The organism is Enterobacter cloacae complex sp. SYL001 (assembly GCF_049237025.1).
Classification (GTDB): domain Bacteria; phylum Pseudomonadota; class Gammaproteobacteria; order Enterobacterales; family Enterobacteriaceae; genus Enterobacter; species Enterobacter intestinihominis.
Window position 1 is genome coordinate 13,515 of record NZ_JBMKJI010000034.1, and the last position, 12,749, is coordinate 26,263.

The following is a 12,749-nucleotide window of genomic DNA, read 5'->3' on the forward strand; positions in this document are numbered from 1 at the left end:
ACGGGGTAATAAGTTGAATCTTATTGCTCAGCGAATATTAGCGCGTTTTTATAAAATCAGGATTGAAAATGAAAAAGAGCACTCTGGCATTAGTGGTAATGGGCGTAGTTGCATCCACATCTGTTCACGCAGCAGAAGTTTATAATAAAAACGGTAATAAACTGGACGTGTACGGCAAAGTAAAAGCAATGCACTACCTCAGTGATGATGACGCGAAGGATGGTGATCAGACTTACGTTCGTTTTGGCTTTAAGGGTGAAACGCAGATTAGCGATCAGCTGACGGGCTACGGACGTTGGGAAGCAGAGTTCGCGGGTAACAAAGCAGAAAGCGATTCTTCTCAAAAAACGCGCCTGGCATTTGCGGGTATTAAACTGAAAGATTTTGGTTCTTTTGATTACGGTCGTAATCTGGGTGCGCTGTATGACGTCGCCGCATACACCGATATGTTCCCGGAGTTCGGCGGTGACGGCCTGGCGCAGACCGATAACTTCATGACGAAACGCGCTTCCGGTCTGGCCACATACCGTAATACCGATTTCTTTGGCATGGTTGACGGTCTTAATATGACCCTGCAATATCAGGGTAAAAATGAAAACCGCGACGTGAAGAAGCAAAACGGTGACGGCTTCGGTACCTCCCTGAGCTATGACTTCGGCGGCAGCGATTTCTCTGTGATTGGTGCGTATGCCAACTCCGATCGCACCAATGAGCAAAACCTTCAGGCACGCGGCGAAGGTAAAAAAGCAGAAGGCTGGGCGACCGGTCTGAAATATGATGCCAACGATATATATCTGGCCACTCTCTATTCTGAAACCCGCAATATGGCCCCTATTTCCGGTGGCTTTGCAAATAAAGCGCAAAACTTCGAAGTGGTTGCGCAATATCAGTTTGACTTTGGTCTGCGCCCATCTCTGGGTTACGTGCAGTCTAAAGGCAAAGATATCGAAGGCATCGGCGATGAAGATATCGTGAAATACATCGATGTAGGTGCGACCTATTATTTCAACAAAAACATGTCTGCGTTTGTTGATTATAAAATCAACCAGATCGATGACGATAATAAACTGGGCGTAAGCAGCGATGATATCGTTGCGCTGGGCATGACCTACCAGTTCTGATGTTGTGGTAATAAAAAAACCGGCGCTGAGCCGGTTTTTTTGTGCCCGGTGACGCTGTGCTTACCGGACCTGGGGAGTAATACGTTTTTAGGCCGGGTAAGGCGTAGCCGCCACCCGGCGCTGTGACATCATCAGGCTCTCAGTTTCACCGCTTCGCTGGAAAAATCGTCCGCAGGCTCCAGCTTCAGATCCAGCGTTGCCAGCAGGTCGCGAGCTCTGCCGTGAAATTCTTTTAGCGTATGCTCCAGGCGATCGATCACTTCCTGATCTTTGATGCTCGTCGCCTGCCAGTGCCCGTCTTTATTAAACAGGCCAAACTGATAGCTATAGGTAAAACGGTTTTCCTGTGCTTCCATTTCCATCCACCAGCCCCAGAACTCACGTTTTTCGGGTGCAGGCTTCACGTTGACGCAAACAGCCAGGCAGTCGAAAAAAAAGCGATTCTCTTCACACTGCTCTTCTCGAATATACGGGCCAAGAGCCATGAACTTCTTAATCAGTCTACTTTTCGGGTGTCCACTCGGTAACGTCATTGCGATCTCCTTTTGTGAAGCACTGTTTTACCAAACCAACGAAATTTAGCAAACTATTAACACAATCTCTGCGTGATCCAGCGTGTGATCTCTTTAAGCGCTTTGTCAAAATTCTGGTACACCGGGCTGAAGGGTACCTCCAGCAATTTGCCATCCGAAGATGACGAGGTGATTAAGCGTGACTCCTCTTCCGGGCTAAATGGATCGTTCTTCCAGAAACCGGACATCATCGGGGTTGGGCAACGGCGGCCCAGCAAGCCCTGCGTTTTTAATGAATACCGATTAAGTTCAATGCGCAACGCTTCATCTGAAGCATCATGCATGCCAAGTCGGCTCGCCAGAACGTCCAGATACATTTCAGGAACGCTACCCTGACGCGCAGGCTCGCTTAGCAGTGCATGCACTACCGGACCAAGACAGGCGACGGCCTTCAGGCGGGAAGATTCAAGGTAGGCCAGCCGTACCGCGACGTTAGCGCCAAAGCGGAAGCCAAACGCACCTACCCGGGTATGGTCAACCCAGGGGATATTCTCCAGCGCTTTTAATGCATGCTGGTGCAGCAGGCTGGAGTCTTGCGTAAGTTTCCATTTGGATGAAAAACCAATTGATGGCATATCGAGCGTCAGCATGGCGATCCCGTTTGGGGCAAAGTAGCGCTCATACAGGCTGTAATAATCAATTTGTAACGAATCCAGGCCGCCGCACATCAGAACCGTCGGGAACGGGCCTTCCCCCTCCGGCATATGCAGGAATCCAGTCACCGGGCTACCGCCGGGAATGGCGAACTCAATTTCACGCATCCGGCCAGGCAGCCGCTGGGCGGCCTCTTCATAAGCCCGGTTTGCCAGCGCCTGGGCCTGCTCCGCCAGTTCGTCTCCTTTCAGATGCGGGTATGCAGCGATGCTGTAAAGGTTTGCCGCATGCAGCCAGTGTTTGCCGCTGAGAGTGGCATCTTCTTCCTGGCTCGCTTTTTGCTGCCAGAGCATGGCCTGCTTTGACCATTCGTAGATCCAGTTCCCGCCACGGTAGCCCACCACCGTGTCGTAGAGATCGCTGTCGGTGCGCTCAGACTCACTCATCACGATACGCGCCTGCACGTCGAGGATTTCGCGCGGGTCGATACCGCGCCAGATCCACATCAGGCGATTAATCATGCGGTACCAGTGGGGCACGTTTTTACCATCTAACGCTGACTGTACAGCAGGCATGGTCCCCGGATTAAACCGACGCACCAGCGTCGAGGTTTCAGGGTGCTTGAAACGGGGTTTGAAAAGAGTTTCGGTGAGATTCGCCTGCGCCATTGCGTTGCCTCCATGGATACATCACTTGGAGACCATTGTAACGCGTGGCAGGCCAAAAAGAACAACGCCCGGCATAACCGGGCGTGTAAAGTTACGTACTGAAATTAACGTCCAGAGATAGGCGGTACGAAGACCACGCCCATATCCCATGGCTGTTCAATCCAGGTATCCTGAGGGATATCAATGACGTAATCATCAACCAGGGGACGACCCGCTGGTTTCGCGAAGATAGTGACGAAGTGCGCTTTTGGATACATTTCGCGGATAGCCACAGCGGTACCGCCGGTGTCCACCAGATCGTCGATAACGATAAAGCCTTCACCGTCGCCTTCCGCGCGCTTCAGCACTTTCAGCTCACGCTGGTTATCGTGGTCATAGCTGGAGATACATACGGTATCGACATGACGAATACCCAGCTCACGTGCCAGCAGCGCCCCCGGTACCAGACCGCCACGGCTGACGGCAATAATGCCTTTCCACTGTTCGGAAGGCATCAGACGCGCAGCCAGTTTGCGTGCGTGAATCTGCAACATGTCCCAGGTGACGACGTATTTTTCGCTCATGTGAAGTGTCCCAGCCTGTTTATATACGGCTTAAAAAAATGAGGGTGAACCAGGTTGCGCGAGATTATAGAGATCTGACGCACTAAAAACCAGTGTTACGCGCCATGAGCCTGAGTTTTTACATGCTTAATGCTACCAGCCACGGGAGAAAGTGGTATTCTCAGATGCATCTCGCAAGCCCGTCTTGTGGTAACGATTAACCTGCTAACCCAGTGACCTGCAACATTGTTTTGCAGCGCAACGACAAGGAGACCTATCGTGTCTGAACTGTCTCAATTATCTCCACAGCCGCTGTGGGATATTTTTGCCAAAATCTGCTCTATTCCGCACCCTTCCTATCACGAAGAACAGCTTGCCGAACATATTATGGGCTGGGCAAAGGAAAAAGGTCTGCACGCTGAGCGTGACCAGGTTGGCAATATTCTCATCCGCAAACCTGCCACCGCAGGTATGGAAAACCGTAAGCCAGTGGTATTGCAGGCGCACCTGGACATGGTTCCGCAGAAAAACAACGACACCGTTCACGACTTCACAAAAGACCCGATTCAGCCGTACATCGACGGTGAGTGGGTGAAGGCGCGCGGCACGACCCTGGGCGCAGATAACGGTATTGGTATGGCTTCCGCGCTGGCCGTGCTGGCTGACGACAGCGTGGAGCACGGTCCGCTGGAAGTGCTGCTGACCATGACTGAAGAAGCGGGCATGGATGGCGCGTTCGGTCTCCAGGCAAACTGGCTGCAAGCGGACATTCTGATCAACACCGACTCCGAAGAAGAAGGTGAGATCTACATGGGCTGCGCGGGCGGGATCGATTTCATCTCTACCCTGCCGCTGTCCCGCGAAGCGATTCCTGCCGGTTTCGAGACCTTTAAGCTGACGCTGAAAGGGCTGAAAGGCGGTCACTCCGGCGGTGATATTCACCTGGGCCTGGGCAACGCCAACAAACTGCTGGCGCGTTTCCTGGCGGGCCATGCCGCTGAACTGGATCTGCGTCTGGTGGACTTCAACGGCGGCACTCTGCGTAACGCGATCCCTCGCGAAGCCTTCGCGACCGTGGCGGTGCCTGCGGCGAAAGCGGAAGAGCTGAAAAACCTCTCCAGCCTGTATCTGGATATCCTGAAAAACGAGCTGTCTGAGAAAGAGAAAAACCTGACGGTGGTACTGGAGTCCGTTACAACGGATAAAGCCGCGCTGACCGCACAGTCTCGTGACACGTTCGTCCAGTTGCTGAACGCAACGCCAAACGGCGTGATCCGCAATTCTGACGTTGCAAAAGGCGTGGTTGAAACCTCCCTGAACGTGGGCGTAGTGACCATGGGCGACGACAGCGCAGAGATCATTTGCCTGATCCGTTCCCTGATCGACAGCGGTAAAGAGTACGTTGTGAGCATGCTGGAATCTCTGGGTACCCTGGCGGGCGCGAAAACGTCTGCAAAAGGCAGCTACCCGGGCTGGCAGCCGGATGCAAGTTCTCCGGTCATGGCACTGGTGCGTGAAACTTATCAGAGACTGTTCAACAGCACCCCGAACATTCAGGTTATTCACGCGGGTCTGGAATGTGGTCTGTTCAAGAAACCGTATCCGGATATGGACATGGTCTCCATCGGGCCGACCATCACGGGGCCACACTCCCCGGATGAGCAGGTTCACATTGAAAGTGTCGGTCACTACTGGACGCTGCTGACTGAGCTGCTGAAAGCAATCCCTGTTAAGTAATAAGCCGTTTGATGCCCGGTGGCGCTTCGCTTACCGGGCCTACGATTAGCCTAATCTACAGTCCCAGCACCAGCTGACGCTCCAGCTGCGGATCCAGCAATGTGACGTGCAGCCCCACCAGCCTTACCCCTCGTCCGCCCCGCCGCTCTTCCCATGCCTTTTTTGCCGTCGCAATAAGATCCTCTTTGTTGAGGCGTGGCCAGACGTGTTCCTGCGTCGTCTGCTGAAAATCGTTAAATTTCAGTTTGATGCCCTGCCGGGCAATAAGCAGATCTGGTTTGACCTTCAGTAAGCGTCGTTCAAGCTCAGGATAGAGTTGTTCCGTAATAATGGTTTCACACTCTGCCCAGTCATGGATATCTTCGCTCAGCGTGCGTTCAACGCCGACCGATTTACGCAGCCGTTCGTTGTTCACATCCCGGTCATCAATGCCCTGACTGCGTTCCCACAGTACGCGGCCAAACTTACCAAAACGCTTAAGCAGCAGCGCCAGATCGCTGCGCTGAACGTCTTCACAGGTGCGTAGCCCCATATTTTCCAGCTTCGCGGCGGAGACTTTACCCACACCGGGGATTTTGCTGAGCGGCAGCGTCTTTAAAAACGCCGGAACCTCTTCCGGGGTGATGACGTACTGGCCGTTGGGCTTATTTAAATCGGAGGCGATTTTGGCGAGAAATTTTATCGGCGCGACGCCTGCCGATGCCGTCAGGTTCAGCTCGTTAAAAATAGTCTGGCGGATCTCCTGCGCCATCAGGGTGGCGGAGCCGTGGCAGTGCACGCTGTGGGTGACATCCAGATAGGCTTCATCCAGCGATAACGGTTCAATCAGAGAGGTGTAGCGGGAGAAGATCTCCCGAATGTGGTTCGATGCTTCTTTATAGGCATCAAAACGTCCGGGCAAAAGAGTGAGATGCGGGCACAGTTTCAGCGCCATCGCTGTCGGCATGGCGCTGCGCACACCGTATTTGCGAGCAGGATAGTTGGCGGTGCTGATGACACCGCGCTGAACCCGGCTGCCGCCAATGGCGATGGGAATATCCCGCAGCGCCGGGTTGTCACGCATCTCCACTGCGGCAAAAAAGCAGTCCATATCGACATGGATTATTTTGCGCATAGTAAGCCCTCACTCATTACTGGATAAGTATACAGTAAACAAATGAGGGTTGAGAAGTATGCGTGGGAATTGTCGGGTGGCGGCGTTGCCTTACCAGACATACAAAACTAAATAATGCGTTGCTGCTCGCGAGCCATCCGTTTTTTTCGCGCATCGCACGGTTCCGGACAATCGCACACTTTTTCCATTCCGATGGAAGATATACCTCCACAGCTGCCCTGGATGCTTTTACGCTTGATGATCCAGCCTAAGGACATCCCGAATATCACCAGTACAAACACCGCAAAGGTCGCCAGAAAGGTCAGCATAATCAGCCTCCGAAATCATCGAGCATGATGTTCTCATCTTCCACGCCAAGATCTTTTAGCATCTTAATCACGGCAGCGTTCATCATTGGCGGGCCACACATATAAAACTCGCAATCTTCCGGTGCCGGGTGCTGTTTGAGGTAATTTTCATACAGCACGTTGTGGATGAAGCCCGTATAACCTGTCCAGTTATCTTCCGGCTGCGGATCGGATAACGCCACATGGAAGGTAAAGTTAGGGTTATCACGTGCCAGTTGTTCAAACTCATCGTCATAGAACATTTCGCGCAGTGAACGCGCCCCGTACCAGAAGCTAATCTTGCGCTTGCTGCCAAGGCGTTTGAGCTGGTCAAAGATATGTGAACGCATCGGCGCCATACCCGCACCGCCGCCGATAAAGACCATTTCCGCGTCGGTGTCTTTGGCAAAGAATTCGCCGAACGGGCCGGAAATCGTCACTTTGTCACCAGGCTTGAGGGACCAGATATAGGACGACATGACGCCAGGGGGTGCATCAGGCACATTCGGCGGCGGCGTGGCGATACGCACGTTGAGCATAATAATGCCCTTCTCTTCCGGGTAGTTAGCCATGGAATAAGCGCGAAGCGCGGGCTCTTTTACTTCGGAAACAAAGCGGAAGAGGTTAAATTTATCCCAGTCGGCCCGGTACTCCTCGGGCACGTCGAAGTCAGCATACGCCACGGTGTGTGCCGGACAATCAATCTGAATATACCCACCCGCACGGAACGGGACGCTCTCCCCTTCAGGAACGCGCAGCTTGAGCTCTTTAATGAACGTGGCTTTATTATCGTTAGAGATAACTTCGCACTCCCATTTTTTCACGCCGAAGATCTCCTCCGGCAGCTCAATCTTCATGTTCTGGCGCACAGCGACCTGACACGCCAGACGGCAGCCCTCTTTAGCTTCACGCTTCGTGATATGCGACAGTTCTGTTGGCAGAATATCCCCGCCACCCTCTTTCACCTTCACACGGCATTGTCCACAGGAGCCACCGCCGCCACAGGCAGACGAGACAAAAATCCCGTTGCCGGAGAGCGTATTAAGCAGCTTATCCCCTGCCGGGGTACGGATCTGATTCTGCGGATCGTCATTGATATCAATGATCACATCCCCGGAATTCACCAGCTTCGCACGCGCCGCCAGGATCAGCCCTGACAGCACCAGTACTATCAGCGTGAACATCACCACGCCAAGAATAATTTCCATCTTTTAGCCCTTATAGCTGCACACCGGAGAAGGACATAAAGCCCAACGCCATCAGGCCGGTGGTGATAAAGGTGATCCCTAAGCCACGAAGCCCCGCAGGTACGTTGGCATATTTCATTTTTTCACGGATCCCCGCCATGGTGACAATCGCCAGCATCCAGCCGATACCGGAACCGAAACCATACACAACCGATTCACTGAAGTTGTAATCGCGCTGAACCATAAATGAGACGCCGCCGAAAATGGCGCAGTTCACCGCGATTAGCGGCAGGAAGATCCCCAGTGCGTTGTACAGCGACGGGAAGTATTTATCGAAGATCATCTCCAGGATCTGAACAAGCGCCGCAATCACCCCGATAAAGGTGATGAAGTTCAGGAAGCTAAGATCAACGCCCTCCACCAGCGCGCCATCGCGAAGCACGAAGTTGAACACCAGGTTGTTAATCGGAACGGAAAGCCCCAGCACAACAGTGACCGCCACACCCAGACCGAATGCCGTCGATACCTTCTTAGAAACAGCAAGGAACGTACACATGCCCAGGAAGAAAGCGAGCGCCATGTTTTCAACAAACACCGCGCGCACAAATAAACTCAAGTAATGAGCCATCGTCGGTTACTCCTTTTCCTGCTGTTCAGGCTTCAGCGTACGAATCAGCCAGATCAGCAAACCGATAATGAAAAATGCGCTTGGTGCCAGCAGGAACAGGCCGTTCGGCAGATACCAGCCGCCGTTCTGTACCGTATCCAGCACCGGAATGCCAAACAGTTTGCCGCTGCCAATAAGTTCGCGCAGGAAACCAACCGTCAACAGGATCACACCGTAACCCAGCCCGTTGCCTATACCGTCCATAAAGCTCGCCAGTGGCGGCATTTTCATCGCATAGGCTTCAGCGCGCCCCATCACGATACAGTTGGTGATAATCAGGCCGACAAACACCGAAAGCTGCTTCGAGGTTTCATAAGCGAAGGCGCGCAGAAGCTGATCAACCACGATCACCAGCGAGGCGATGATCGCCATCTGGACAATGATCCTCACGCTGTTGGGTATGTGGTGGCGGATCATTGAGATAAACATGCTGGAAAACGCTGTCACCAGCGTTACCGCCAGCGTCATGACCACCGCCGTTTCCAGCTTGGTGGTTACCGCCAGAGCCGAGCATACGCCCAGCACCTGAAGCGTTATCGGGTTATTGGCTAAAAGTGGGCCAATCAGCACCTTTTTAACTTCTTTCAGTTCACCCGTATCAGCCATTGTTCAGCGCTCCTTCACGTACATTCTTCAGGAAGGGACCAAAGCCCAGTTCACCCATCCAGAAATCAAAGCTGTGCTGCACCCCATTAGAGGTGAGCGTGGCGCCGGAAAGGCCATCAACGGCAAATTCATCACCGGGACGCGCTCCTCCTTTCACCACCTTCAGCGCAGGCTGGCCGTTATCATCGAGCACTTTTTTACCGACAAACTGTGCCCGCCAGTTAGGGTTCTCAACTTCGCCCCCCAGCCCTGGTGTTTCGCCCTGATCGTAATATGTAATGCCTTTGACCGTACGGCCATCGGTATCCAGCGCCACAAAGGCGTACATCATTGACCATAAACCGTTGCCATAGATGGGCAACACGATTTCCTGGATGCGCTTTTGCTCGTCGCGGACGAGGTAAATCTCCGCGACATTGCTGCGGCGCTTAATGCCTGCCGGATCCTGCGAGGCGTCAAGCATGGTGCTCATCTGCGGATCTTTTAGCGCCAGCGCCTGGTTATATTTCGCCGGGTCTTTATCCATTAACTCCCCGGTTTTTAAATCCACCAGCCGTGCGGTAATGCGTTCGGCAAACACCGCTGCGACGTCATCCTTCGTCATGCCTTCCTGCATCAGCCCGGCAACGGCAAGGATGTTACGCTGTTTATCCAGCGCACGTTGCTCCTGCTGTAGCGGTTTCAACCCAACGGCAGAACCGGCCACGACAATGGAACAGACCAGACACAGTACCAGCACCACCAGCAGCGTTTTGCTGATACTGTCGTTATTTTTGATCTCAGCCACGCGCCTTCCTCCGCTTAATGTTGGCGCGCACGACCAGGTAGTCGAACAGCGGCGCAAACAGATTGGCAAACAGAATGGCCAACATCATCCCTTCCGGATAGGCCGGGTTGACCACGCGAATCAGTACACACATCACCCCAATGAGCGCGCCGTAGCACCATTTTCCTCTGTCGGTAAACGAAGCCGAGACGGGATCGGTGGCCATGAACATCATGCCAAACGCAAAGCCTCCCAGCACGAGGTGCCAGTACCACGGCATGGAGAACATCGGGTTAGTGTCTGAACCAATGAAATTGAAAAGCGTGGCGGTGAGGACCATCCCAAGCATGACGCCAGCGACAATGCGCCAGGACGCCACGCGGCCAAAGAGGATGATGGCTCCGCCGATCAAAATCATCAGGGTAGACACTTCACCGATGGAGCCTGGAATATTGCCAATAAACGCATCAAACCAGGTGACAGGCTGTCCGGTTGCATTGTTAACCAGCGTTTCGCCGCCGCCAGCCGCCCACTGTGAAAGTGGCGTCGCGCCGGAGAATCCGTCTGCTGCCGTCCACACCAGGTCGCCCGAGATTTGCGCCGGATAAGCAAAGAACAGGAACGCGCGCCCTGCCAGTGCCGGGTTGAGGAAGTTGCGTCCGGTCCCGCCGAAGATCTCCTTGGCAATCACCACGCCAAAGCTGATCCCCATCGCCGCCTGCCAGAGCGGCAGCGTTGGCGGAACAATCAGCGCAAACAGAATAGAGGTAACAAAGAAGCCTTCGTTTATCTCATGTTTGCGAATAATAGCGAACAGAACCTCCCAGAAACCGCCCACAATAAAGACAGTCATATAGATGGGGAGGAAGAAGACAGCGCCCAGCGTCATCATGCTGATCCAGCCTGCATCTGCCGCAAAGCTCACCCCCAGCGACTGCGCCAGACGATAGTGCCAGTCAGACTGAATCACCTGCGCCAGCTGCTCTGCATCGTACATATGGTGCAGCGCCGGAATAGTCTGCAACCCAACGTTATACATCCCCCAGAACATGGCCGGGAAGACCGCAAACCAGACCAGAATCATCATTCGCTTGAGGTCGATGGCGTCGCGAACGTGCGCCGCGCCTTTCGTCACCAGACCCGGCGTGTAGAAAATGGTCGTTGTCGCTTCATACAGCGGGTAGTACTTTTTGAGCTTCCCTTCGGTAAAGTGCGGCTCAATTTTTTCAAAGAGGTGTTTTAAGCCCATGGTTATCCTTCCTGCTCAATGCGGGTTAACACCTCGCGCAATACGGGTCCATATTCGTATTTACCTGGACACACATAGGTACACAGCGCCAGATCTTCTTCGTCCAGCTCCAGACAGCCCAGCGCCTGGGCACCGTCGGTATCGCCGGCCAGCAGATCGCGCAGCAGCACAGTGGGCAGAATATCCAGCGGCATCACGCGTTCGTAGTTGCCAATCGGGACCATGGCGCGCTCACCGCCGTTGGTGCTGGTGGAGAAGTTAAACAGCTTACGACGCAAAAAGTGGCCGAGCGTGGTACGGGTTACCGAGTATTTTTCTGCGCCAGGCAGCACCCAGCCGAACAGTTCTTTCTCGCGCCCTTCAAGCACCACGCTCACCTGAAGATGGAAACGACCCAGCCAGGCCATCGGGCCTGTCGCGTGTCTGCCGCTCAGCACCGAGCCGGAAATAATGCGGTTCTCACCCTCTTTCGTTTCGCCAGCCAACAGCGCCGTCAGGTCTGCCCCAAGCAGCGTGCGAACCAGACGCGGTTGGGTTGCCTGAGGGCCGCCGATGGCAATAATGCGTTCTGCGCACAGCTCACCCCTGGTGAAGAGCTTACCGATAGCGATCACGTCCTGATAATTAAGATGCCAGACCTGTTTCGTCAGGCTTACCGGCTCCAGGAAATGAATATGCGTTCCCACCAGTCCGGCCGGATGCGGGCCGGCAAATTCATTAAAGGCGACCTGCCCTTGAGGATGCCCGCCCAGCTTACCGCCGCTGGCCTGGCAGACATGCACTTTGCCCGGCGTCAGGCGCGTTAACACGGTGAGGCCGGCATCGAAAGCTTTGCGTTCCGCCAGGATAAGAGGCTGCGGATCCGCGCTGAGCGGGTTGGTGTCGATGGCCGTAACGAAGATAGCGGCTGGCACAGTGCCAGGTACGGGCGTTTTGCTATAGGGACGCGTGCGAAGCGCCGTCCACAGTCCTGACTCCAGCAGTTGCGTCTGCACCGCGTCGTGGCTGAGGGTAGCGAGATCGGCGGCGTCAAAACGCGCAAACTCGCGTTTTTCGTCACCTTCAATTTGAATGACAACCGACTGCAGGACGCGACGCTCACCACGATGGATGGCGACGACGGTACCGCTGGCAGGGGCTGTAAACATAACGCCAGGATTTTTTTTATCCTCGAAGAGTGCCTGGCCTTTTATTACACGATCGCCTTCCTGTACAAGCATCGCGGGGCGCATGCCCACGTAATCATCACCCACAATAGCGACATGATGAATACTGGCGCCGGTCGTTACGTGCTGTTCAGGCACGCCAGAGATTGGCAGATCGAGTCCTTTTCTGATTCTAAACATGTGGTTAGCAGGTATCCATGAACAACAATCCAGAGAGGCCGGAGTGTACCATTTTCGGCCCTGCCAAGGGCAGTAAATCCGCCGTCTGGCGCGCCGAAATGCGAGCTATTGCGCAAAGTTCCTGGAGTCAGGACGATATGAATGGGTTATAAAGTAAAACTAATTTGTAAACGCAAAGGTTGGCTCTTGCGAAAATCTCCATCGGTGCTAATGTGAGCGCTCCTGTCCAGATTAGTCTGATTTCGGGTGTCTTT

13 protein-coding genes are annotated in these 12,749 nt (G+C 53.9%); 2 read left to right on the forward strand and 11 right to left on the reverse strand.

Translation table 11 applies throughout. The features are described from left to right. The first annotated feature begins 68 nt into the window (after positions 1–68). On the forward strand, positions 69–1,121 hold the full coding sequence (gene phoE, locus ACOTZP_RS21565) for a phosphoporin PhoE (RefSeq protein ID WP_271075079.1): 1,053 nt from the start codon (positions 69–71) through the stop codon (positions 1,119–1,121). Between the two features lie 131 nt (positions 1,122–1,252). On the opposite strand, the gene crl is transcribed toward phoE, so the two are convergent. From crl to gpt, 3 genes are all read right to left on the reverse strand, one after another. Continuing rightward, positions 1,253–1,654, reverse strand: coding sequence for a sigma factor-binding protein Crl (gene crl, locus ACOTZP_RS21570; protein WP_022647149.1), 402 nt, complete (start codon positions 1,652–1,654; stop codon positions 1,253–1,255). Positions 1,655–1,710: 56 nt separating this feature from the next. Continuing rightward, on the reverse strand, positions 1,711–2,955 hold the full coding sequence (gene frsA, locus ACOTZP_RS21575; protein WP_023305490.1) for an esterase FrsA: 1,245 nt from the start codon (positions 2,953–2,955) through the stop codon (positions 1,711–1,713). Between the two features lie 104 nt (positions 2,956–3,059). Continuing rightward, positions 3,060–3,518, reverse strand: a complete 459-nt coding sequence (gpt, locus tag ACOTZP_RS21580) for a xanthine phosphoribosyltransferase (RefSeq protein WP_003863205.1) — start codon at positions 3,516–3,518, stop codon at positions 3,060–3,062. Positions 3,519–3,776: 258 nt separating this feature from the next. Here gpt and pepD point away from each other — a divergent pair, with 258 nt between their 5' ends. After that, complete coding sequence (gene pepD / locus ACOTZP_RS21585) at positions 3,777–5,234, forward strand: cytosol nonspecific dipeptidase (protein ID WP_032676430.1); 1,458 nt, start codon at positions 3,777–3,779, stop codon at positions 5,232–5,234. A gap of 55 nt (positions 5,235–5,289) precedes the next feature. Here the strand turns inward: pepD and dinB are convergent, their stop codons facing one another. The 8 genes from dinB to ACOTZP_RS21625 form a co-directional block, all read right to left on the reverse strand. Then, on the reverse strand, positions 5,290–6,348 hold the full coding sequence (gene dinB / locus ACOTZP_RS21590) for a DNA polymerase IV (protein ID WP_022647146.1): 1,059 nt from the start codon (positions 6,346–6,348) through the stop codon (positions 5,290–5,292). 107 nt (positions 6,349–6,455) lie between these two features. Then, positions 6,456–6,656: a (Na+)-NQR maturation NqrM gene (gene nqrM / locus ACOTZP_RS21595; protein ID WP_003863212.1), complete on the reverse strand. Its 201-nt coding sequence runs from the start codon at positions 6,654–6,656 to the stop codon at positions 6,456–6,458. Positions 6,657–6,658: 2 nt separating this feature from the next. After that, positions 6,659–7,882: an NADH:ubiquinone reductase (Na(+)-transporting) subunit F gene (gene nqrF / locus ACOTZP_RS21600; protein WP_006810003.1), complete on the reverse strand. Its 1,224-nt coding sequence runs from the start codon at positions 7,880–7,882 to the stop codon at positions 6,659–6,661. A gap of 10 nt (positions 7,883–7,892) precedes the next feature. Further along, a complete protein-coding gene (gene nqrE / locus ACOTZP_RS21605; RefSeq protein WP_271075078.1) occupies positions 7,893–8,489 on the reverse strand; it encodes an NADH:ubiquinone reductase (Na(+)-transporting) subunit E in 597 nt (198 codons plus the stop codon). Positions 8,490–8,495: 6 nt separating this feature from the next. Next, positions 8,496–9,134, reverse strand: a complete 639-nt coding sequence (locus ACOTZP_RS21610) for an NADH:ubiquinone reductase (Na(+)-transporting) subunit D (protein ID WP_003863219.1) — start codon at positions 9,132–9,134, stop codon at positions 8,496–8,498. Beyond that, positions 9,127–9,921: a Na(+)-translocating NADH-quinone reductase subunit C gene (locus tag ACOTZP_RS21615; protein ID WP_022647144.1), complete on the reverse strand. Its 795-nt coding sequence runs from the start codon at positions 9,919–9,921 to the stop codon at positions 9,127–9,129. Before ACOTZP_RS21615 ends, ACOTZP_RS21610 begins: the two co-directional genes overlap by 8 nt. Then, positions 9,914–11,149 (reverse strand): NADH:ubiquinone reductase (Na(+)-transporting) subunit B, encoded by a 1,236-nt coding sequence (locus ACOTZP_RS21620; RefSeq protein WP_022647143.1) that lies wholly within the window; start codon positions 11,147–11,149, stop codon positions 9,914–9,916. Before ACOTZP_RS21620 ends, ACOTZP_RS21615 begins: the two co-directional genes overlap by 8 nt. A gap of 2 nt (positions 11,150–11,151) precedes the next feature. Next, positions 11,152–12,495: a Na(+)-translocating NADH-quinone reductase subunit A gene (locus ACOTZP_RS21625; RefSeq protein WP_063149355.1), complete on the reverse strand. Its 1,344-nt coding sequence runs from the start codon at positions 12,493–12,495 to the stop codon at positions 11,152–11,154. Positions 12,496–12,749 lie beyond the last annotated feature (254 nt).